16 protein-coding genes are annotated in these 24,838 nt (G+C 36.5%); 2 read left to right on the forward strand and 14 right to left on the reverse strand.

Annotated features, from left to right (window positions below):
• Positions 1-31: 31 nt before the first annotated feature.
• Positions 32-871 (forward strand): 1,4-dihydroxy-2-naphthoyl-CoA synthase, encoded by an 840-nt coding sequence (locus G5B37_RS01200; protein ID WP_164678237.1) that lies wholly within the window; start codon positions 32-34, stop codon positions 869-871.
• Positions 872-1,428: 557 nt separating this feature from the next.
• On the opposite strand, the gene G5B37_RS01205 is transcribed toward G5B37_RS01200, so the two are convergent.
• Entirely contained in the window at positions 1,429-1,986 is a 558-nt protein-coding gene (locus G5B37_RS01205; protein ID WP_164678238.1) for a hypothetical protein, read from the reverse strand.
• Between the two features lie 76 nt (positions 1,987-2,062).
• Entirely contained in the window at positions 2,063-3,337 is a 1,275-nt protein-coding gene (locus tag G5B37_RS01210) for an erythromycin esterase family protein (protein ID WP_164678239.1), read from the reverse strand.
• Between the two features lie 201 nt (positions 3,338-3,538).
• On the opposite strand from G5B37_RS01210, the gene G5B37_RS01215 reads away from it, so the two are divergent.
• Positions 3,539-5,119: a T9SS type A sorting domain-containing protein gene (locus G5B37_RS01215; protein ID WP_164678240.1), complete on the forward strand. Its 1,581-nt coding sequence runs from the start codon at positions 3,539-3,541 to the stop codon at positions 5,117-5,119.
• Positions 5,120-5,216: 97 nt separating this feature from the next.
• Here G5B37_RS01215 and G5B37_RS01220 read toward each other — a convergent pair whose 3' ends face one another.
• The 12 genes from G5B37_RS01220 to G5B37_RS01275 form a co-directional block, all read right to left on the reverse strand.
• Positions 5,217-6,716: a serine hydrolase gene (locus G5B37_RS01220; RefSeq protein WP_164678241.1), complete on the reverse strand. Its 1,500-nt coding sequence runs from the start codon at positions 6,714-6,716 to the stop codon at positions 5,217-5,219.
• 112 nt (positions 6,717-6,828) lie between these two features.
• Positions 6,829-7,404 carry a helix-turn-helix domain-containing protein gene (locus G5B37_RS01225; RefSeq protein WP_164678242.1) on the reverse strand — a complete coding sequence of 192 codons (576 nt, stop codon included), beginning with the start codon at positions 7,402-7,404 and terminating at the stop codon, positions 6,829-6,831.
• A 579-nt stretch (positions 7,405-7,983) separates the two neighbouring features.
• The gene (locus tag G5B37_RS01230; RefSeq protein ID WP_164678243.1) at positions 7,984-9,486 is read right to left on the reverse strand and encodes a S41 family peptidase; all 1,503 of its coding nucleotides are present in this window, start codon (positions 9,484-9,486) and stop codon (positions 7,984-7,986) included.
• A gap of 60 nt (positions 9,487-9,546) precedes the next feature.
• A complete protein-coding gene (locus G5B37_RS01235; protein WP_164678244.1) occupies positions 9,547-10,968 on the reverse strand; it encodes a serine hydrolase in 1,422 nt (473 codons plus the stop codon).
• Between the two features lie 509 nt (positions 10,969-11,477).
• A complete protein-coding gene (gene asnB, locus G5B37_RS01240) occupies positions 11,478-13,166 on the reverse strand; it encodes an asparagine synthase B (protein ID WP_164678245.1) in 1,689 nt (562 codons plus the stop codon).
• Between the two features lie 227 nt (positions 13,167-13,393).
• Positions 13,394-15,808, reverse strand: coding sequence for an alpha-ketoacid dehydrogenase subunit alpha/beta (locus tag G5B37_RS01245; RefSeq protein ID WP_164678246.1), 2,415 nt, complete (start codon positions 15,806-15,808; stop codon positions 13,394-13,396).
• A 105-nt stretch (positions 15,809-15,913) separates the two neighbouring features.
• Positions 15,914-16,138, reverse strand: coding sequence for a hypothetical protein (locus G5B37_RS01250; protein WP_164678247.1), 225 nt, complete (start codon positions 16,136-16,138; stop codon positions 15,914-15,916).
• Positions 16,139-16,165: 27 nt separating this feature from the next.
• Entirely contained in the window at positions 16,166-17,041 is an 876-nt protein-coding gene (locus G5B37_RS01255; protein WP_164678248.1) for an ion transporter, read from the reverse strand.
• 121 nt (positions 17,042-17,162) lie between these two features.
• Entirely contained in the window at positions 17,163-19,964 is a 2,802-nt protein-coding gene (locus tag G5B37_RS01260) for a M1 family metallopeptidase (protein ID WP_164678249.1), read from the reverse strand.
• A 75-nt stretch (positions 19,965-20,039) separates the two neighbouring features.
• A complete protein-coding gene (locus G5B37_RS01265; RefSeq protein WP_164678250.1) occupies positions 20,040-20,729 on the reverse strand; it encodes an LOG family protein in 690 nt (229 codons plus the stop codon).
• Positions 20,730-20,790: 61 nt separating this feature from the next.
• Entirely contained in the window at positions 20,791-23,622 is a 2,832-nt protein-coding gene (uvrA, locus tag G5B37_RS01270; protein ID WP_164678251.1) for an excinuclease ABC subunit UvrA, read from the reverse strand.
• Positions 23,623-23,703: 81 nt separating this feature from the next.
• Positions 23,704-24,717 (reverse strand): hypothetical protein, encoded by a 1,014-nt coding sequence (locus G5B37_RS01275; protein ID WP_164678252.1) that lies wholly within the window; start codon positions 24,715-24,717, stop codon positions 23,704-23,706.
• Positions 24,718-24,838 lie beyond the last annotated feature (121 nt).

Here is a 24,838-nt window from a genome sequence, read left to right on the forward strand (position 1 = left end):
TTCGAAGTATCTTTGGGCTAAAATAAGAATTATGCTTCAACCCAACTGGAAAACTGCCAAAGAATATACAGATATTACGTACAAAAAGTCGCATAACGTAGCGAGAATTGCTTTTAATCGCCCAGATGTACGTAATGCGTTTAGACCTAAAACAACTTCGGAAATATTAGATGCCTTGCACGACGCACAGGAAGATACTAGTATTGGCGTGGTATTACTTAGTGCCGAAGGCCCGTCTGGCAAAGATGGTGTGTGGAGCTTTTGTAGTGGTGGAGATCAAAAAGCAAGAGGACATCAAGGATATGTTGGAGATGATGGCTATCATAGATTGAATATTCTTGACGCACAGCGCATGATTCGATTTATGCCAAAAGCAGTTATTTGTGTTGTTCCTGGCTGGGCTGTAGGAGGAGGGCACAGTTTACACGTGGTTTGTGATATGACGCTTGCCAGTAAAGAACACGCTATTTTTAAACAAACCGATGCCGACGTAACGAGTTTTGATGGCGGCTACGGAAGTGCATATCTAGCAAAAATGGTAGGGCAGAAGAAAGCCCGAGAAATTTTCTTTTTAGGGAGAAACTATTCGGCTCAGGAAGCATTCGAAATGGGAATGGTAAATGCTGTAGTACCACACGATGAGCTTGAACAAACTGCCTTTGAATGGGCACAGGAAATTCTTGCAAAGAGCCCAACAAGTATTAAGATGCTCAAATTTGCCATGAACCTTACAGACGATGGTATGGTAGGGCAACAGGTGTTTGCAGGCGAAGCTACCCGACTTGCATATATGACCGATGAAGCAAAGGAAGGAAGAGATGCATTCTTAGAAAAACGTGCGCCAAACTTCGATAAGAAGTGGCTGCCGTAGGCCGCTTCGTTCTTTTGAGCATACTTTGCCGCATTCCCAATATTCAAATAAATTTCTGCTGCTTTATCTGACTTCATTTTCGAAAAATACGGTATGTAAGACTCAAAATAATCGTATGCTTTTTCATAGTCTTGCTCGTAATACTCATAGAAGTAAATAAGATTTGCTATATGTTTGGCGGCTATATCATATGATTCTAGAGCAATAGCACGATTTACTGTACTAGACACAATAGAATCATATTGTAAGGCTGCATTAAATTCGAGTATAGTAGACAAACTGTCTAGCCATTGTAAACGTTTGCTACCTTGAGAAGAGTTGATTTCAATTTTAAGCGCGTGCACTTGCTTAGAAAGGTCAGTTTCTTGTGAGTATACAATTGAAATAATACCTAAATAAGCAATAAAAACAAAAACCAATCTCATAGCACTAGAGTTTATTCGAAAGTATGTATTTCGTTATTAACTATTATACGTATGCCTACGTATTAAAGATAAGTAAAAACTAGTTGAGGGATATTTGTATGCGTTGCATGAGCAATGTTTGCAACGGAAGTCCTATTTTTTCTCACTTAAAAGTAAGAGCTCAGATATAGGTTGCTTAAAATTTTTATATTGTTCTGGCATTTCTAAGAATGGCTGTAGCGTAAAGCTGAAAGTTTTATTTCCCTGAAATACCCAGTAATTTCCGGATAAGTGTCCATTATCTGTAGAAAGATTGTATCGCGGAACATGATTTATGGAAAATTCATCTTTCTCTGCATTGTACCAAATGCCAAGACCGCGCAAATCCTTTTCGTTAGTATAGGTAAATGTTAGTCTTGGTTGTATAATATCCTTTTTAGGAGATATAATTAAGGTTTTAGACTCTAAACTGGCTAGTTCTTTTGCCCATGTCATGTTTAGTTCTTTATAATGTAACAGGGCATCCCATTGCACCAAGGCAATGGCTTTATCTTTTTCATTTTGAATAACGCTAAATAAATCTTCTTGAATAATAACAATTTCCTTTTTCTGCGGATTTATAGTAACGGTTGTTGCATCTGCTGCAATACGCCCATCCTCAATCCCAAAAAAGGATGCTAAGGCAAAAAAGATTACTTTAATTTGTTCCATAAATTTTTTTCACGGTCGTTAAAAGCCACTACAATAATACACAACCCACTACATTTTGTAAAACATCATGGAGCTTTTAATCTCGTTTCCACTTAATCGTTGTAGGAAAATGAGTTTTGTTAATGTAAATCATACAATCATAAGAATTCGATAAGTTTATGTTCATTATTGGATTGATTTGCTCATTAAACGATTCTGAAACATCTGTTCTAATAGGTATATCACTAAAAAAGGGATGATTGGTATCATGAATGTCTTTCAGATTAGACCTAAGATCGAAAAGTAAATACGGACTATTATACTCGTTAAATTCTTTTGTGAGTGAATTTTGGGTCACCGGTGGTAAATTCCATTTCTTAAATCCGTCTGATGAAAATGCGCCAAATTCACCTTCATTAAAAGTAAAACCAATGGCATAGTATGCGTCTTCAAACCATTTACTTAAATAATAACCAAGAATATCATATTGAAATAAAACAGACTCTTTAACTATATGCCCATTGTGAGCCCATATCGCTATTTTAGATCCCTCACCTAAGTAATTTAAACTCCAAAAGACATTTCTAGTTGAAAATTGGTCTCGAAATTCTACTTTCAGTAAAAACTCATCTTGCGCTATATAAGTAGCATACTGCCGTACAATTTCTGTAAGCTGTTCTGCTAGTTGAAAATTTTGATTACCAGAACTTTCAACGAGTGTAGTCTTGTCTGCTGTCAGTATATTTCTAAGCGAGTAATAAAGATCCCAATAAGAACGTACCTCTTCCGAAGTATGCGTTTGAAAAGCTACCGTGGTTCTTTTCTCCTTGAGTTGTGCACTAATGTCTTCATAACCTTTACCATTCTCGAAATAGTTGGCCAACCATGCGAGATTATGATTTATTGCAGTCATTTCCATACCAATGATTTGAAAAGGGACTGTTGCCTTTATATTGTGGGTTCTAATTTCACTAAGGAGATTTTTGAATTCTTGTGTTCGGTATGTAAACCACCCAGACTGCGCCACCAACGTATCCAGATTACCAATTCCATTAGTTACATAATCATTCCATAAGAGTGCTTGTCCAAAATCGACTTCTAGTATTAAGGCATTGTACCCTTTGTCTATTAATTTCTTTACAATTTGATGTTTAAACTCGTAACACTCTTTTGTATAATGGCTCACTTCTCCTAATCCAATAATTCTACTTTTATCTGCAATACTATCTATATGGTTTAAAAGTACCTTAGAGGCTGTATCACCAAATGGGTGAATGTAGTCTTTAGAATCTTTAAGATAGGGCTGGCTATTTCCAGCATACATACCTATTAGCAGCATTGCCAAAACCAAGAATTCAAGTTTTATTTTCATTTGGTTCGAAATTAAGATGTTACGTTGTGAATTATAAATATAGAAATATTAGCAGTACCAAGGTACTTCACTTTTTACAACATATACTATACAATTCGTTGAACTAAGTGTATCAAGTATTTTTCAGCTAACTATCACTTATTAATTAGGTTGTCTATTAAACTTTTGGTTAAGTTTGAAGTCCAAATAAAAAACCTACCTATGAAATCAATTTACTTGATGCTTCTGTTGATATTCACAAGTATGTATGCGACAGCCCAGAATAATAACATTTCTGAAGGATCAATCTTCGATGGAGAACCATATATTTCTGTTAATCCCAACAACCCAAACCATATTGTTATTGCTTGGATGGGATTTGAAAACATTCTAGATCGCATCCAGATTAATTATAGGGTAAGTCTAAACGGAGGTATTAATTGGAGCGAAACGACTACATTACCACATGTGGAGTCTGGATATACAGCCGCAGACCCTTCAATCGCTTTTGGTGATGATGGCACGGTTTATATTGTAGCTATAGATTTTACAGGTTTAGATAGTAATCCGGTGGAAGGCGGACTATACTTGTACACTTCTACCGATGGCGGGACTACGTTTAACAGTCCTTCGGAAATATTAAATCTTGATGTTGCTCCAGAAAAATTTCTAATTGATAGACCGTGGATTGCCATAGACCGCTCAGGAACTAGTGCTAACGGAACTATTTATGTCACCTCGGTTACTGGGCAAGGCGCTACGGCACCATATCATCCCTATATTTCAATTTCAACAGATGGAGGTCTTACATTTCATTATCAAGAATTAGATGGTACTGGCTGGCTTGCCGGAAGTGCTATTCCTATTCCCATGCCTACACCACACGTCTCTAGCTCAGGAACGTTTCATGCAATTTACCCATCTTATGTGCCAAGTCAAGCGGTGCTTCCGCAGTACGTGCTAGCTACCTCTACAAATAACGGTGCAACTTTTTCATACTCTCGGGTTTTTGCATCTTCTACTACGGGTTCGTCGAGCTCTTTACCAAAAACTGGGTATTTGTGCAGAACAAACCCAGTAAACAGCAATCATATAGCTTTTGTGTACTTATCTAATGTAAATAAAGACCTAGATATAGCTATGCGAGAATCTTATGATGGCGGATCTACTTGGAGCGCTGAACAGCGAATTAACGATGATCCTATTGCTAATAATCGTATGCAAGACTTATTATGGGCAGATTTTGACTCAGATGGGGATTTGGTAATTTGCTGGAGAGACAGACGTAATGGAACTAATGAAACCTACGAAACTGCTTCGGAAATTTGGGCGGCTTATAGACCTAATGGAGCCACGGCTTTTGAACCAAATTTTCAAATAACCGATGAGACAGTTGCTTATGACGATGTGCTCGCAGAGGCAGGTAATGATTTTATGAGTATTCAACTACAAAATGATATACTCCACACGGTTTGGGGTGATGTACGTTCTAATAGACTTAATATATGGTATCAACGCTCTCAAACAGATGGGACAGCGCTAGGTATAACAACCATAGCTTCAACAGCCATACCAGAAGTTGTACTTTTTCCTAATCCTTCGGAAACATTAGTTACCTTAAAAGGGTCTGCAATTGTTGGATATACTATCTACGATTCTTCTAGGAAGGTACTTTCCGCCGAAAAAAATATGGAACCAATAAATTCATTAGAAATTGATATGTCCACCTTTGCTGCTGGTGTTTATTTTGTTGAAATAAAATCCCTCGATTCTTCTTTTATCAAAAAAGTAGTAAAAAAATAGATCATGGATTTCACAACTGTTTTATGCGCACTCTACTTTTGGTAACTCTGAACTAACATTAAAAAACAATCAATCAACAATGCTTAATCGGCAGAAATTAATTGATTTTTTTAAAAACAATTGATGGGTTATTTAGATTAAGATGTATCTCGTTAAATGTTCCACTTTCGTATTCTTTAAATGAGAATCGCATAAAGTTCCACATCACTAAGGGGGTTTCTTCCGTGAAAAAATCAAAAAATTCATCATTTACTTGATGTTCCAATCTAAAACGAGTCATAGGAAAATCTGCGTATAACGTTTTTCCTTCTAATACAATTGAAATGTTACCGAAACCAGGGTGATGAAAGGTGCCTGTATATGCTGCTAATGGTTGAGTCGGTTGAAGCTCAGAATTTATAATGGTTGGTTTGTTTATAGGCGCGATAGTCTGTATTTGACTTGGAATCTGTTGGTGTAATGTTGGTTTGTCTAAACCTTCAAGTAAGTAATATGATATAAGGTTGGTAACATGACTAGAGAGCGGACTTGTGGTTTGATTAGATAAAGCTACAATGCCTAAGTTGTCGTCTGGGTAAAATACCATATTCGATGTAAACCCAGAAACACCACCACTATGTTCAACTTTTCGATGACCATTCAAGTTGCTAGTTATCCACCCATAGCCATAATATTTTTGTTGTGAAAGTGGTATGCTATCGCTAGCTGTGTTAGACATATATTGAACATCAGAAAGAGCTTGTTGGACATAGGATTTGGATAATAGCTGCTTTCCATTATGCAGACCGTTATTCATCCATAGTTGTACCCATTTGGCCATATCGTTTGTGCTTCCGTGAATAGCCCCAGCTTCCTTTCTTGCCGGTATTATTTCAATTGAAACTCTTGCTGGAGTTATACTGTCAACCGCATACCCAAAACTGAAATTTTCCGATTTCATTGCCAAAGTACCTGTGACAAATGAATTTTTCATCTCTAGTGGACCAAATATTTCACTATTTAATTGTTCTTCCCAGCTGCGCTTTGAAACGTTCTCACTAATACGACTTACCAAATGATACATTAAATTATTATAATGAAATGATGTGCCAGCAGAATCAACTACAGGAATATGCGCAATACGCTGTATGTAGTCATCTAGATTTGGGGTTGTAAACATAATTGCAGTGCTCTCACTACTAGTTGCCGAAAGTCCAGTTGTATGCTTAAGTAAATCGCTCAGTTTAATATGTTCGTTTTGTGATTGATGCGAAAATTTTAGTGTTTCTAAATAATCTGAAGGTTTGTCGTTTAGGGATAATTTTTGTTCTGCTTCCAGGATACCCAGTAAAGCAGCTGTAAATGATTTGGTACACGAGCCTATGCCGAATATGGTATTGCCATCTACGGGTTTCTTATTCTCATAATCTCTATAACCAAATCCTTTGCTATAAAGCATTTCATCTTTATTAAAAACAGCTACCGAAATACCTGCGGTATGTAGTTTTTGCATCAGGAGAGGAATTTCTTTCTCCAATTCCGTTAGTTGTACTTCTTCTTGCGCAGTATTACATTGCACAAAGAGTATGATGAAAAATAATTTGAATAGATTTTTCATAGTGTACTATTTAGATTATTAATTAATGTAGTACAATAGTAATACGTATGAGTGATTAAACCTTTAGTAATATATATATTAAGACTACCGATGTATACATCAGGAATTTAAATCACCTCTTAGTATTTTGGTATTTAGCGGGTGTTGTGTTAGTTACTTTCTTAAAAGCATTGTAAAAGGCACTGTTTGAATTGAAGCCACACTGTTCTGCAATGACCTCAATTTTTAGTGAAGCATCTTCAGATAACATTCGTTTTGCTTCTTCAATACGGTACTCATTAATAAAGTTTGAAAAGCTCTTATTTAGATTGTCATTTAAAAGTTGAGACAGAAGTTGCGGACGTATATGTAGTTTTTTAGCCAATGCTGGCATTGTTAGATTAGGATTCTTGTATAATTGATTTTCAGTTACCACATTGGTCAATTTTGTAACTAATGCTTCAGCTTCATCTTCTTCAATATTACTAGAAGCATATTTTTCTTTCTTTTCTGAAATGGTAAATTTTTTCTTCCGTTGGAAATATAAAAGGAGGATAGAAAGATATAACACAAAAGAAAAAGCAAATGCACCAAGGATGTAAGAGGTGTATTCAGAAGTAAAATAGGCTAACCATATTAAGAATATGCCTACAAAAACACTTAGTGACCAAATCTCATCATAATCTAGTTTTTGCTTTCGCGAAAACATTTTTTTGAATGGATTAACCAAATAAAATGAAGTAGCTACTATGTAGCAAAACCATTGGTAATAAATAATGCGGGTGTTTTTATACCATAGTTCAATATTTTCGCTGTAAGGATAGGCTATGCCAAAGAGTAGGATTACTAAGAACAGAATCGAAATGTGGACATAATCAATATTGCTAATTCTTCTATTTCCAGACCGCATTGCTTTACAATACAAAAACAAAAAAGGTCCTAAAAGGAAACAAGCCGATAGCCCAATTTGAAGAAAGATCTTAGATAATTCTGGATTAAAGTAAAAAAACAATGATTTACCAATGCGAATACTTAAAAAAGCTAATAATGCTCCTAGAAAATAATTTGATGCTTTCTTAGGTTTCGCAAAGAATAAAAAATATATACATAATAGAGCACCATTGAAGACACCGAGGCCGCTAAAGAAAAAAAGTAATGTTTGTTCTAGGTTCATTAATTATGTATCCGTTTGTCGTAGGATTTACTCCATAAGTTCATTTGCTCTTGGCTCACATATACAACTTCTTATGCTGTTAGTATGTCTATGATTTGGTTGTTTTTCTAGTTATTACTCCTCTTTTATTAATTCCAAAAGTCTATTCAATTGATAATCTTCTTTCATAAAAATCTGATCCAAATTTCGCTCAATAACGATGTCTGGTGCAGTGCCAATTCCATCTAATATTTTTCCATCTTTTTGAAAAGATACCATGGTACTAATTTTTCCTCGAAGTTCAGAGTTTGGCAATTCAAATCTTTCGCTATTTCCACTTGAACCATCTGTGTTAACTCCTACAATTTTAATATTCGGTAGTCCCTTTAACGTTGAAACAAGAACTGATGCTGCACTAAAACTGCTTTCGTTAGTTAGAATATAAATTGGCTTGTTATAGTGATATTTTCCTTCTGATAGTTTCTGACCATTGAAAACATAATAGTGATAATCGCTAAATTTATCTTTGTCCAACAAATACATAGGTTCAAATGTATTCATAAAATCATCAACTGCTTTTTGTTCTGTATAATCTAATTCATCTCTTGAAAATAAGTACCGATTGTGCAAACGCTGTTTTAAATCTTCATTTAAAGGCAGAAGCCCTCGTTGTTTGGTTGCATTTACAATATAGATGGCATTAGGGGCAACAAAATAGCCCGCCAATTCATTAATTAAATCTCGACTACCACCACCATTATCTCGCACATCTATAATTAAAGCATCAGTTTCTACTGCTTTTATCATAAAATCATTCAATAATTCAAAAAATACGGGACTTTCTTCTCTTTCTAACATGGCGTAGATTTGAACATATCCAATATTGTCTTTAATGGTAAAGAATTGTTCTAAAAGATCTCTATCATTTAGCTTTTCATCTTTATAGTAGAAGTAAAAGTCTTTTTTATGAAATTTTTCGTCCCATAAGTATCCTTTTTTATCGTCCAAAACTAAAGTTACCTGTATCTCCTTTTCAGTTCCGTTCTCATTTTCTAACGTTATCGGAAGTGGGTTTGGTAAATCAATTTTAAGAATACTAAATACGGTTTCAATATCTCTTAAGTCTCGTACAGCATTTAGTAGATATGACTTTTTTGGTGCTAACTGCTCATTTGGAAGCGCTTTTTGTAAAATATTTTCTATCGGTATATTGTTGATAGATTTTAAAAATGGGTATTGTGAATTATGAAGGTCATATACCCTGTTGGCTCTATCATAATCGAGAACCAAAACTCTTTCTTTATAAGGTGCAAATGACAATGGAAAATACAGTGTTTCTGGTAAATCATAACCTTTCACATAAGAATGCCTATCGCCAATTTTCCCTATTATATTCGATAAGAACAATCCAAAATCGGTTTGACTAATTTTTTGATCATCTATTTGTTGTAGGTAAGTTTCAAAATCTTCTCTGTAATCAAAACCGTTTAAACCTTGATATGAAGATTGCTCTTGAAAAATCTTATCAAGAAGCGCTAAATCTTGTTCTATTTGAACTTTTGTTAGATAGTCAGCATCGTTTTGAGCCTTGCCTAAAAGTGTGACTAGTGATACTAAAATGACTAGATAAATTTTCATTAACGGTTGGTTTTTTAAAATATGCAAAACAGTTTTGTATACTTTATTAGTGCTAGTTATTTACCCTTTTAGATTATCAATTTTTACGCTAGTTTTCGATTTATATTCTTCATTAGGGTTCAAGTTAATTGCCTTTAAGTAATTGATTTTTGCTTTATCAGCGTTTCCGTTCTTTTCATAGGCTTCTGCGAGACTATCAAAAGCGTTCCAAGATTTTGGATGTTCTTTTGTATTCAATTCAAAAACATTGATTGCTTTTTTAGGATTTGAAAGCCCAAAAAGCCAAAAATAACCGACATCATTTAAATGGGCTTCAAAATTATTATTTTCAAAAATGGGATTGTTTTTGATTGTTTGATACTTAGCACTAAAATCTTCATTTTCATACGTTGTTCTCAAAACGGTTTCAAATGCTAAATTATTAATGTCTAAAACATCTCCATCTACCAAACTTGCTATGTGGTTTATAATGTTGTCTATATTGTACCATTTAGTAAGTCCATTAGATAAAAATATAATACTCAGATTATTTTCAGGAAAGACTCTATAAGCTGTACAAAGTGAGCCAGAAAAACCATAAGACTCGTAATTGTTTACCATAATCTTATCCCATCCATAGGCGAAACTTTTGTTAGATTTTGTAAAAGGAAAGCTTTGCCACATTAATTTCTTCGATTCTTTATTCAAAAATTTATCTGCATTTAGCTTTTTATCCCAACTAATGAAATCGTCTAAGGTAATATTCAATCCATTTTTTGAATGGGCATAACTACCTTGTAGGTATGAGTGGTCAATCATCAACGTTCCTTTTTCAAATGGAAAATAGGGAGTCACACGATTTCTTACTATATCTCTAGAATCAGAAGAAAAAAATGTGTTTTTGCCAGAATAAAATTGGTTTTTAAGAATAAAATCGGCTAAACTTTCATCAGTTACGTTTTCAATTATCTTCTGAAGTATCCAAAAACCTGTTTGATTATAATCATATTTTTCACCAGATTCAAACTTTAAGCCTTGCTGAAATACTTTATTCTTTGCCTGTTCTTCTGTCAAATCTTTAAATTCTGAAATCGGCGACATATCTGGAAGTCCAGAAGAATGTGATAGTAGATGCGCTATTTTGATACCATTCCAACTAAGAGGTAAGTCAGTTATGTATTTAGAAACCGCATCATCAAGGGCAATTTTTTTCTCTTCAATTAGCTGAAATACTCCAACAGAGACTATAGGTTTTGTTAATGAGTAAACCCTGAAAATTGATTCATCAGAAATAGGAACTTGATGTTCAATATTGGCATATCCAAAGTTCTTCTCATAAATTGTTTCCCCATCTTTGACTATTGCTAAAGATACTCCAGGGATACCTTGTCTTTTTATTAAATGTTCTATGTAGTCATTTAATTTTGCGTTGATTTCAGAATTATTTTGACTGAAACATAAAAGAGGTGATATAAGTAATATTACGATACGTAACTGCTTCATAATTATTTTATTTAATGACTGATTTGAAAATAGAATGTTGCAAGCAATTTAGGTTCGTTTTAATTATCACTACCGGTTTTGTATTTGAAACGTGCAGCATGTGTGGCTGTTACAGTGGGGTAGAGGTGCCAATCAGTTTGTCCGTCGCACTAAATTAGGTTTTTTGCGCGACTATTCAACACGCTAACGATCATAGCCATAAAATATGTGCTTATACACTACCTTTATTTATTTGAGAATCAATAATCGTAATAATCTTTTGTAACTTTTCATAGCTACCAGCCAGAGATACGGTGGTAAAAACAACCTCCATATGCCGTTATAAATACAAGAATTATTTTTACGTATATAACATTATATTTAATTAGTTAATAGCTATTTAGTAGGTTGCGATTTTTATTGTAAGACGTAATTGCTGAAATATCCTACATCACTATATAGTTGCCTATTAAAGATTAATATTTAGTGATTTACGATTCAGATTGCCTTTAATTATAAGTCATAGTACCTTAATAGCCTTCTTCATGAACATTTGCCACCGCACGCCCACTCGGGTCGTTCATGTTTTTAAAACTCTCATCCCAATCTAACGCCACTTGGCTACTACATGCTACGCTTGGCACGCTTGGTACCGTTAAAGCAGCAGCATCACTTGGAAAATGTTCTTCAAAAATCGTTCTGTAATGAAACTCTTCTTTACTGGTAGGAGTTTGTATAGGGAATCTATATTGAGCGTTTTCAATTTGTTCATCAGTTACTTGCTCATCTACCATTTCTTTTAGCGTATCTATCCAGCTATAACCTACACCATCACTAAATTGTTCTTTTTGCCTCCAAGCAACTTCTGCAGGTAGCATGTCGCCAAAGGCTTCGCGTAAGACCCATTTTTCCATGGCTTGCTTGTCTGTTGACTTAGATTTTCCAGCGATAATCATTTTATCTTTTGGGTTTAAGCGCATCGCAACATCCATAAATTCTTTATCTAAGAAAGGGACGCGACCTTCAATACCCCAAGAGGCTAACGACTTGTTTGCACGTAGACAGTCGTACATATGTAATTTGTCTAGTTTTCTAACGTTCTCTTCATGGAATTCTTTTGCCGAAGGTGCTTTGTGAAAATAGAGATAACCTCCAAAAATTTCGTCGGCTCCTTCGCCCGAAAGTACCATCTTAATACCCATTGCTTTTATGGCACGCGCTAGTAAAAACATTGGGGTAGAAGCTCTAATAGTGGTGATATCATAGGTTTCTACATGGTAAATCACATCTCTAATGGCATCTAGCCCTTCTTGTATCGTAAAATGAATTTCATGATGTACAGTTCCCAAATGGTCTGCTACCTTTTGCGCTGCTGCCAAATCTGGTGAGCCCTCAAGGCCAATAGCAAATGAATGTAGTCTCGGGTACCAGGCACCTTCGGTATCGTTAGATTCTACACGCTTATCGGCATATTTCTTTGCTAGGGCAGAAGTGATAGAAGAGTCTAATCCACCAGATAACAATACACCGTAAGGAACATCACTCATTAATTGTCTACGCACTGCTTGGTCTAACGCATTTCTCAAGTCATCTATGCTCGTAACGTTTTCTTGTACGGCTTCGTATTTCATCCAATCGCGACTATACCATTGCTTTAGCTCACCATCGCTGTTGTGTAGGTAGTGGCCAGGAGGAAAGAGTTCAATTTTTGTGCAAAATCCTTCAAGCGCTTTTAATTCGCTTGCTACGTAAAAGGTACCATCTTTATCCCACCCCATATATAGCGGGATAATGCCCATATGATCTCGAGCTATTAAATATTCATTAGTTTCAACATTGTAGAGTGCAAATCCGAATATTCCATTGAGTTCATCTAAAAATGTGGCTCCCTTTTCTTTATAAAGTGCTAATATTACTTCACAGTCACTTTTAGTCTGAAAGTTGTATGAACCTTCAAATTGTTTACGCAATGTCAAGTGGTTATATATTTCACCATTAGCTGCCAGGACTAACTTCTTATCTTCAGAGAACAAAGGTTGCTTCCCAGATGTAGGGTCTACAATTGCCAAGCGTTCATGCGCTAAAATAGCTTTTTTATTGCTGAAAATCCCACTCCAATCCGGACCGCGATGTCTTAGACATTTTGCCATGGTTAATACTTGAGGGCGTAATTCCTCTACGGGTCTTTTTAATTCGAATGCACATACAATTCCACACATAATTTTTAGATTTTAGTTTCAAGTTTTTATTATTTCGCACAAGGGCAAAAAAAACCGCCAAGCTTCTTAGAAACTTGGCGGTTATTTATAGGGTACAAGTTTCTGTTACGTCTTGGCGTTATTAGTATTGTTGTTATTGAAAATAGACTGTAACATAACTCAGATTATCATTTTGTATACCTCAATATTATTTAAATTTTTTCGGTATTCCTAATTATCGTCAATTTTTATCGCAATTTCGGAAAGTCAGTTGGGTTCGTTTCGTGCATCATATCGTATACCTTTTCAAAAATATCTTCTGAAGATGGTTTACAGAAATAATCCCCATCAGTACCATAAGCAGGGCGGTGCGGCTTGGCGGCTAATGTCTGAGGCTTACTGTCTAGAAACTGATATCCATTTTGAGTATCAACGATATGATTTAAAATATAAGCCGAAGCTCCTCCTGGCACATCTTCATCTATCACTAGTAATCTGTTCGTTTTTTTAACGCTATTTACCATATCGTGATTTAGATCGAGTGGTAGTAACGATTGTACATCAATAATCTCTGCATCAATCCCAACTTGTTGTAGCTCTTTCGCAGCTTCCTGCACAACACGAAGTGTACTTCCGTAAGAAACTAAAGTTATATCTGCTCCTTCTTTAATAGTTTCTACAACTCCAATAGGGGTTCTAAATTCTCCTAAGTTGCTTGGCAGTTTTTCTTTTAAACGGTAGCCATTTAAACATTCTACCACAAGCGCAGGTTCATCGGTCTCTAATAAAGTGTTGTAGAAACCAGCCGCTTTTGTCATATCTCGAGGAACAAGCACGTACATGCCACGTAATAAATGTATTAAACCACCCATTTGCGAACCACTATGCCAAATTCCTTCCAGTCTGTGTCCTCTTGTTCTAACAATTAAGGGCGCTTTCTGAGTTCCGTTCGTTCGGTAGCGAACCGTCACTAAGTCGTCACTCATAATTTGTAAACAATATAAAATATAGTCTAGGTATTGAATTTCAGCAATAGGTCTTAGTCCTCGCATCGCCATACCAATACCTTGTCCTAAAATAGTAGCTTCTCTAATACCAGCATCACTAACACGCAGTTCGCCATATTTTTCCTGCATACCTTCTAAACCTTGATTTACATCACCAATGGCTCCAGCATCTTCACCAAAAATTAGTGCTTCAGGGTGTTTTGTAAAGATGGCATCAAAATTATCGCGTAGTACAACTCTTCCATCAACTTCTTCCGAACTGTCGTTATATATAGGTTTTACTTCGGAAATCGTCTTAGCATTTTCTTCTGCTTCGGAATAAAGATGGGCCGAGTATTTTGGTTGTATTGTATCGAAATAGTTGTTAATCCAATCTTGTAGTTGTCTCTTTTCCGAAGAAGTCTCACTTACCACATACCGGAGTGCCTTTCGGGTTGCTGCGGCAATTGATCTACGTAAAGGTTCGCTTTCTGCTGCTAGGTCGTTCTTTATTTTTTCGATGAAAGTTTTGTTGCTTGAACTTTCAGCTAGATTAGACAGTAGGGTGAGTGCTTCTTGTTGTTCCTTTTTCTGTGGCGCTAGGAAGGCAGTCCAAGCGGCTTTTTTACCATCCCGTACTTGCTTCTTAATGTCTTTTTCAATTTCAGAAAGTTCTTCCTCTGTTGCCATGTTATTAGCAATCATCCATTGGCGCATTTGGGTGTTGCAATCAAATTCAACTTCCCATGCCAAACGCTCTTTACTTTTATAACGTTCGTGAGAACCACTTGTAGAGTGCCCTTGTGGTTGTGTTAGCTCTTTCACATGAATTAGCACTGGTACGTGTTCTTCTCGTGCAATTTTTGCGGCATTTTGGTAAGCGTCTACCAATTCTGGATAGTTCCAACCAGTTACACGAATAATTTCATAGCCATTTTCATCTTCGGTGCGCTGAAACCCTTTTAAGATTTCAGAAATATTCTCTTTGGTAGTCTGGTGGCGGGCATGTACTGAAATTCCATACTCATCGTCCCAAACGCTCATAACCATTGGTACTTGTAATACCCCTGCAGCATTTATAGTTTCCCAAAATAATCCTTCACTTGTACTGGCATTACCAATAGTTCCCCAAGCCACTTCATTTCCATTGATAGAGAAGTTTGTTTTGTTTTCTATGCCTTTTACATTTCGAAAAATTTTAGAGGCTTGCGCCAACCCAAGTAATCTAGGCATTTGACCAGCCGTAGGAGAGATGTCTGCACTGCTATTTTTTTGCGCGGTCAGATTTTTCCAGCTACCATCTTCGTTTAAACTATGTGTTGCAAAATGACCACCCATCTGGCGTCCAGCACTCATAGGATCTGCTTCTAAGTCTGTATGCGCATATAAACCAGCAAAAAATTGTTGGATGGTAAGTTTACCAATGGCCATCATGAAGGTTTGGTCTCGATAGTAACCGCTTCGCCAATCACCATTTTTAAATGCCTTTGCCCAAGCAAGTTGAGGGATTTCTTTACCGTCTCCAAAAATACCAAACTTTGCTTTTCCTGTGAGAACTTCACGACGCCCCAAAAGACTGCATTCTCTACTAGTAACGGCAATTTTGTAGTCGTTTAAAACTTCGGCTTTAAAATCGTCGAAAGATAACTCGCTATTGGTCTGTGGGTTTGTTTGCATAAGATAATTCTATATGGTAAAGATCTGCTGCAAAAATAGCTAAAAAGCGCCTACGAAACAATGTTAAAGTGTTAGAGGATTCGTAACAAAATATGAATAAACAGATTATTTTTTAACTAATTTCAGAATATGGACTATTATAATACGAATCAATAAAATAAACGGGAAGCCATGTAAGAAAACATCAAACCAATCTGCAGGCTTCATACCATTACCGTCTCCTGCAATCCATTGCAGCTTTCCCCAAAGATGTGGCTCTGGATAAAAAGGAGCCAAACCAAGGGTGAGGCACACAACGATAATAAGGGGCGTATTATTTAATAGCTTCATGCTAACAATATCGTTATAAGAGTAGCCTTATTCTTCATCTATAACGCCAGGCTGCTTCAATTTTAGCACCAATGCCTGTACTTCGTGTAATTTTTCTTCTAATTCAGCTAAATTGGTATGTACATCTTCAGGGGCAATAAGATCTTCTTCAATAGCTTCTTCACGAGCTTCGTCCATACCATTCATAATTACACCAATAAAGAGATTCAAAATAATCATGGTACCTAATAAAACAAAGCTTACAAAATAAGTAACACTCCCCAACGGATTGGCGGAAGACAAAGTACACAAATTCATATTTCCGTCGTAACCATAATTTTCACAACCGTACATATTAATATACATTATATCGGTCCAGTCTTCTAGAGTTACTACCCTAAAAAGGGAGAGCATAGACATTTGTAAGTTTTCAAAATGAATAGGATCGTTTGCTCCAAAGAAGAAGACACCTGCAACGGCATAGATATAAAACAACAGCATCAACAAAATTGTAACGTATCCCATTGACGGAATACTCTTTAACAACGCACTTACTAATAATTGAAGTTTTGGTAATGCTTTTACTAATTTCAATACACGTAGCAAACGCAACAATCTAAGTATTGCTACAGAGCTTCCGCCAAATGGTAAGAATGCTGCGGCAACTATAACAAAATCGAAAACATTCCAGCTATCATAAAAATAGCGCCATGGTTTTTTTCCTTCGGCTATCATTTTAATTACTACTTCAGCCACGAAAATCCATAAAACAACTTTATTGAGTAACTCGAGAATGACATGATGCTTTTCAGCAAACTCGGTATAGGTTGCGATACCCACCAAGATACCGGCTATAATAATTGCAATAGTTATTGAATTCTGGAACCACTTAGAGTTCGCAATTTTCTTACATAATGAAACCATAATTGAAGGATGATTGAAGCTTGTTAGTTGATTAGGGGAGCTAAAATATAAAAAAAATAGAAAGTGAAAAAGAGCAAATAGTTGAAGGAGAAACTACTGCCACAAGCTTAAAGAAAAAAGCCTAATACCAAGCTCTTGTAAAGAGGCTAAGTAACGTTTTAGGGCTAAGAGTAACTATAAAACGAATACGTTCTTCGTAGTTGGGCAAGCCGGGTTCCCAACCTAAGTTAGAGTACATTGGGAAGTAGAGCTCAAAATAATCTGCAACTAAGCTTAGTCGTACACCCGAGTCGTAAACAAATTGCGGACTTTCATTTCGGTTGTCTACCAAACCAACATCGCCATAGGCATAAATCCATTTCCAAATGTTGGTACTTGCATTTACTGTGGTAATCCATGTGTTTGCAAAAGCGGGCTCTAACTGACTTTTAAATCCGCCCTCGGCGACAATTAATTGCTGACTGAAAATTCCTGTGTCTTCGCTTCTTCCGTAGTAATTGTAGTCAAAAAGATAGTCTGTAGGTCTGTCTAGTGCAAAACTGAAAAAATCATTATCCCTACCACTGTCATTGAACAAAAATGCCCCAGCATAGGCTCTAATATTAAGTTGACGATTGTTCAGGAACAATTTTCTGTACTCAAATGTTGCTGTAATTTTGCTGAATTTTTGTGAAATTTGATAATCTAATACTCCTCTAAAGTAGTTTATGAGATTGGGATTAGAATACACATACTGTGCGTTAAAAACACTATAATTCGGACTTTGGTTGGGGTCGTTCGGGTTCTCGTCTCGAAAAACATTTACATTTCTAATATTGATGAATTGTTTTTCATTGTCTCGTAAATCGTTAGACCTAAACGCAAAAACCATAAAGGGTGTAATACGCTTATAAAATAAATCTACATCGTACGAGTAGTAATTACCCGAAATTCCATAGCGCATAGAGTAGGGCGAACTCCCTTGCAATCGTTGGGTGTACGATATAGAGCCGCTACCAATTAAAGTATTTGATCCAAACCCATATTGTGGCTCTACTTTATAATGAACCCCTTTGGGAAGCACTGTTTTATTGTACAATTTCATACCTAGACTAATGCCATCATACAAATTATACTCAAAAACGGGCATAAAGAATAACTGGTTGTATTTTGGGTCTTCTACATCCTGAAACAGCCTAAATTGCAATGGGCGATTTAATACCCCTTTTACTTTTTTGTAATTATTCCGAAGATTAAACTCAGGGATTACCGCCTCATAGTTTAACGCTAGTTTCCGTACATTTTTGGAGGGAACAGTCACTGTTACGGTACTGTCTATAGGCTGTGTCCACTGTTTGTAGAGCACTTCGTCTTTATTAAGCCCGTATATAGAAACGGGCATTTTATTGTCTTTCAGGTTTTTAATGGTAACCTCTAGCGAATCTCCCTTTTTCTTAACTTTTTTAATTTTGAAATCAATTGTAGTGCGTTTCCCTACATAATCTTCAAAAAACCAATTAATGGGTAAGGTTGTGTTACTTTCAAGCGCTTCTTGAAATTGGCTTGCAGCCACCGGTTGCAGCATATGCTCCTTGTAAAAGTCTTTAATAGACTTTTCTAAAACAGGCTTGTCTATATAATCTGCCAAGTAATTTAGACCATCACCAGCGTAATAGTCGTTTGCAATATTTTTGTTGAATTTTACTAAAGAGTCCTTCGGGGTTACTAACGATTGGTGCAAATTGTTTCGCGCCATATTTAAGTAGAGTAGCGGGTATTGGTCATTAAATTCTAAATCTGAAGCATGGGCCCACTTAATAATCCACCAGTTACTTAAACTCCCAATAATCTTCATTTTTGGGTAGTAGGTGTCTACATATTCTGTCATTAAGTATATCTGCAAGGCACCAATAAGCCAATAATCGTTACGTGGATGTAGTGCCAAGGTGTTTTCTAGATAATTTCTAGTAATGGTCTTAAGCTGCTCCATATCGTACTCAAAACCATCGGGAAACGGACTAATAAAATCGGGTAGCTGATTAAGACCATAGACAGGATCTTTTTTATAAGCCTCTTCGGTAGTCATCATTGTTTTAAACGGATAAGGCCCTAACTTCCCATCTAAGAAATGTACAATTCTATCTACAGCCAAGGCTTTTATAGCAGGAGATACTTTTCGATCTTTTAGGCTCGTAACAAGTTCAAATTTATCGGTTACTATGCTTTCAAAGGTTGAGGCTTTTTCGATATGAATAATAGCATTGTTACGGCGTTCTCCAGTAAGCGTAACTCGAGTACCTTCGGAAACATTAGATGTTTCAACCTCATCAAAGCCTGAAGTAAGCGTATAGCCTTCGGGAATTGTAAATGCTATATTAAATACAGAAGGTTGAAGGTATAAATCGTCTGTATTTTTGTTACTATATGCCCGCCATTCTGTATCAAAAACGGCAGGTGAAATAAACCAGTATCGAAGTTTAAAATTTCCGAAGTTATCCACGCCATAGCGCGTAAACTTATCGTCAGGAACCTTTGTAGTATAATTAAAAACTACTTTTATTTCTTCGCCAGGCTGAAGTGTTTTTGTCAAGGCAACTTTTAGAATATCCACGGCATCGCCATAGTGCCAATTTGTTTCGCTAGTACCCCCCTGACTGCTAGAAATGGAAATAGAGTGAATTGTGGTATTTCCGCGATTTTCTAGTTTCTCAAAATGAAATGAACTGTCATAATTTTCGCCAAAACGTTTGGCTAGCGGGGTAGTTTTAGATGAAAAGCTATTTGCCCAATCATTAAAATACAAAGTATCTAGAGCTACAGTGGCTGTATTTTTAAAAATAACCTCTTGAGCAATTTTTATACTGTGCTCATCTGGTACAAGTGTTGCGTCAATATTAATTGTGTTCTGGGCACAGAACGGAAGCGCCCAAAAAAATAAAATCATGTATAAAAACGCGCGGGTTACCAAAAAGGGTAATTTAATTTTAGGGTTCGTACCAGACTCATAAACGTATGTACGTTAAAAATTAGGGCTATGGTTGGATTTCTCGTAGAAATCGTTTAACACATGTAGTACCTCATCTTCTGTATCAACTATATGAACTAAATCTAAATCGCCTTCACTAATGTTGTTATTTGCGTGTAAAAGGGTAGAGGTAATCCAATCCCAAAGGCCACTCCAAAACGCCTTACCAACTAGTATAATTGGAAATTTATCAATTTTATGGGTTTGTATAAGTGTGAGGGCTTCAAAAAATTCATCTAAGGTTCCAAAACCACCTGGCATGACAACAAACCCTTGCGAATATTTTACAAACATCACTTTTCGCACAAAGAAATAGTCAAAATCGATACTCTTATCGCTGTCAATATACGGATTGTCATGTTGTTCAAAAGGAAGGGTAATGTTAAGTCCAACAGAAGTTCCACCAGCTAGATGCGCACCTTTGTTACCAGCCTCCATGATACCTGGTCCACCGCCTGTAATTACGCCATACCCGTTTTCAGTGATTTTTTTTGCAATATTTTCTGCTAACTTATAATTTGGATCTTCGGGCTTGGTACGCGCAGACCCAAAAATACTTACACAAGGCCCAATACGACTCATTTTTTCGTATCCATTAACAAACTCACCCATGATTTTAAAAATCGCCCAAGAGTCATTTGTTTTTACTTCGTTCCAGTTTTTATGTTTTTGTTCGTTTCTCATGCTAATCTATATATCTGTGGCTCTCATTAATACAACAAGTTGTTGTCGTATTTGCTACCGCTCAATGTAATTCTTTTTTCAAGAATTCTGCAGTAAAGCCTTTTTTGTTTTCTACGATTTCTTCTGGAGTACCAGTAGCCATAACCTTACCACCTTTTTTACCGCCTTCTGGACCAATATCTATAATATAGTCTACAGTTTTTATAACGTCTAAATTATGTTCTATAATCACTACGGTGTTTCCTTTGGCGACCAATTTGTTAAGCACAATTAATAACACACGTATATCTTCAAAATGTAATCCTGTGGTAGGTTCATCTAGAATATAAAATGTGTTACCAGTATCGCGTTTAGACAGCTCTGTTGCTAACTTGATACGTTGTGCTTCCCCTCCAGATAAGGTGGTAGATTGTTGTCCTAACGTAATATATCCCAATCCAACGTCTTGAATGGTCTTTAACTTTCGGTATATTTTAGGAATATGTTCAAAAAATGGTACGGCTTCATTAATGGTCATCTCTAGAACATCATAAATAGAATTGCCTTTGTAGCGTATTTCTAATGTTTCACGATTAAATCGTTTCCCTTGACAGGTTTCGCACTCTACATAAACATCGGGTAAGAAATTCATCTCGATAACTCGTAAACCACCTCCTTTACAAGTTTCACAGCGCCCACCAGCAACATTAAAGCTGAAACGTCCGGGTTTATACCCACGTATTAGCGCTTCAGGAATTTTAGCAAACAAACTTCGAACTTCAGAAAATAAACCTGTGTAGGTTGCTGGATTACTTCGTGGTGTTCGTCCTATAGCAGATTGATTAATATCGATTACCTTATCTATATGCTTTAAGCCTTCAATTTTTTTATAAGGCATTGGTTTTTTTACACCGTTGAAGAAATGCGCATTTAAAATAGGGTAGAGGGTTTCGTTGATAAGCGTAGATTTTCCACTGCCAGAAACACCAGTTATACCTACCATGGTGCCTAAAGGAATTTCAATACTTACATTTTTAAGATTGTTACCAGTAGCGCCAGAAAGTTTTAGAAACTTACCATTGCCAGTGCGCCGTTCTTTCGGAATTTCAATTTCTTTTACTCCACTTAGATAGTCGGCCGTAAGGGTGTTGTGCTTTAAAATTTCCGTAGGAGTTCCTTTAGAAACTATTTCCCCACCGTGTCTTCCAGCTCCAGGGCCAATATCTATAACATAATCGGCATGCTCTATCATGTCCTTATCGTGCTCTACCACAATTACTGAATTTCCAATATCGCGCAAAGACACTAACGATTGTATCAATTTTTCGTTGTCGCGCTGGTGCAGTCCTATGCTGGGTTCATCTAGAATATAAAGCACTCCCACTAATTGAGAGCCAATTTGCGTTGCAAGTCTTATGCGTTGCGCTTCACCTCCAGAAAGTGATTTAGAGCTCCTGTCTAATGCTAGGTACGTAAGACCAACATCGATTAGAAATTGTAATCTTGCACGGACTTCTTTTAAAATTTCCGAAGCAATCTTAAGCTGTGTTTCACTTAGCTTCTCCTCAATACCTTCAAACCACTCAGACAGTTCAATCACGTCCATATGGGCGAGGTCGGCAATGTTTTTTTCGTTTACTTTAAAATAGAGAGACTCTTTTCTAAGACGGCTGCCATCACACTCCGGACAGTTTACTTTGTCCATATACTCTTTTGCCCAACGCTGTAACGACTTGCTTTCGTTGGCTTCGTAGGTGTTTTGAAGAAAAGTTGCAACGCCTTCAAACTCAATTTTGTAATTTCTGGTAATTCCAAGAGTTTTGGATTCTACATCAAATTTCTCATTTCCACCGTGAAAAATCATTTCTTTTGCCGCTTTCGGAATATCATCAAACGGATCGCTCAAACTAAAATTAAATCGATGCGCAATGAGCTCAAGCTGTTTAAAAATCCAATTGCTCTTCTGCGGCCCGTGTGGCGCTAGTGCTCCTTGTTTTATTGAAAGCGTAACATCTGGAACTACTTTTTCTAAATTCACGGTATGTAACTGGCCCAAGCCTTTGCAATTAGGGCACATACCCTTTGGCGAATTAAACGAGAAGTTGTTGGGCTCTGGATTGGGATACGAAACGCCAGATGTAGGGCACATTAACGACCGACTAAAATAGCGTACTTCGTTGGTTTCGTTGTCTAACACAATAAGAACATCGTCACCGTGGTACATTGCTGTAATGATAGTTTCTGAAAGTCGCTTGTCATTATCGCTTTCTTCGGAAATTTTAAGTCTATCAACTACAATCTCTATATCGTGAGTTTTATAGCGATCTATTCGCATGCCTTTTACAAGGTCTAACACCTCTCCATCTACCCGCACTTTTAAAAATCCTTGCTTGGCAATTTGCTCAAACAATTCGCGGTAATGCCCTTTTCTCGATCGTACTACTGGAGCAAGTATGCTCACTTTTTTGCCGCTAAAATCTTTTATTATAAGCTCTTTAATCTGGTCATCGCTATAGCTTACCATTTTCTCACCGGTGTTGTAGCTATACGCATCACTGGCACGAGCGTACAGAAGTCGTAAGAAATCGTAAATTTCTGTAATGGTTCCAACCGTAGATCGCGGACTTTTACTGGTAGTTTTTTGCTCTATGGCAATTACGGGAGATAGGCCTTCAATTTTATCTACGTCTGGGCGTTCAAGACTTCCTAAGAATTGACGAGCATAGGCAGAAAAAGTCTCAATATAACGACGTTGTCCTTCAGCATAAATTGTATCGAACGCCAACGACGATTTTCCACTACCTGAAAGCCCTGTAATCACCACCAATTGCTCTCTAGGAATAGTGACATCTATGTCTTTTAAATTATGAACTCTAGCGCCAAAAACTTCTATACAATCGCCATTTTTTACCATAGTTTGCAAAGGTACTTAATTGTATTGAAAATTTACCACAAGGGGGCATGGTGTTCAGTATAATTTTACGGCTATGTGTTTTTATTCTGAAATTTCCTTCGATAAGAACTGGTAGAAGGTTGTTGCGATAAAGAAGATGGTACTAACCACAAACGAAAAGCTAATGATTAACGCCAAAATAGGTAATGTGAAAAGTAACGAACCTAAAGGTAATAAGACTCCAAATAATGTAAGACACAGAAAAATTGCGTACATGTATTTCATGATTCCTGGCAAGCCTTTACCTGAAGCATCCTGAAATTGATATAACTTCGGAATCACCTGTTTGGTCATGTATTCCCCCAATCTAGATAAAAAGACTTCATTAAAAGAAGAGTCTTCAAAGTGCTCACTATCTATGGCATTTGCCAAGCCCATTATTTTTTCTTGATGCCTTTCAAACACTGCATTGTAATCTAAATACTCTTTGAAAATGGCAAATTTATACCCAAAATAGTACCATAAGCCCGAGCCAGATTTATGCTCTAGCCATTTCTCTACAATGTCTCTGCTGTATGCTTTTGGGTACGGTATGTTTTCTGAAATTCGCTTGTCTTTAGTACCGGTCATTAACAAGGATTTCATCTCTAGATACAGATTTTCGGTATCTTCGTAGTTATGTGACTCTTGTAGAAACTCAATGGCTAGTTTCGACTTTCCTTTGTAAAATTCCTTTACTTCAAAAAAGGTTAAGCCTTCATATTCATCATCTATATATTCTTTAAGTCCTGGCAACCACATTTTAGAGCGCAACAATAATTCTATTATACTTCTAAAATTGTGCATTTTCTGTGTAAATGAACTTAAATGATCTACGGCTACTTCTTTGCTAGATTTTAGACGAAGGGTAGCACTTGCCAAATAGACCATGATAAGAAGGGCAATAAATCCGCTAATACTTATAAACAAAGTAGACAGATTTTTGAGCTGAGCTACAAATTCTGGGGTGCTGGCGGCTTTTTGGTTTAGAAGAAAAATAAGCGCAATACAGAGAGCACCGCTAAATACCAATGGTATCACGGCGTACACGTCTCGTACTAGTGACTTTTTTTTCATTACATAAGCTGCGCAGTGGGGGGGACTGCATTTATATTTACCGAGTCAATAATTGTGCCCAAGCCAAATAAAGAAGTCGATACGACTTTTAGATTCAAAATTTATGGAAAGGCATTGTTGC

Source organism: Rasiella rasia (genome assembly GCF_011044175.1).
In the GTDB taxonomy this organism is placed as follows: Bacteria; Bacteroidota; Bacteroidia; order Flavobacteriales; family Flavobacteriaceae; genus Marinirhabdus; species Marinirhabdus rasia.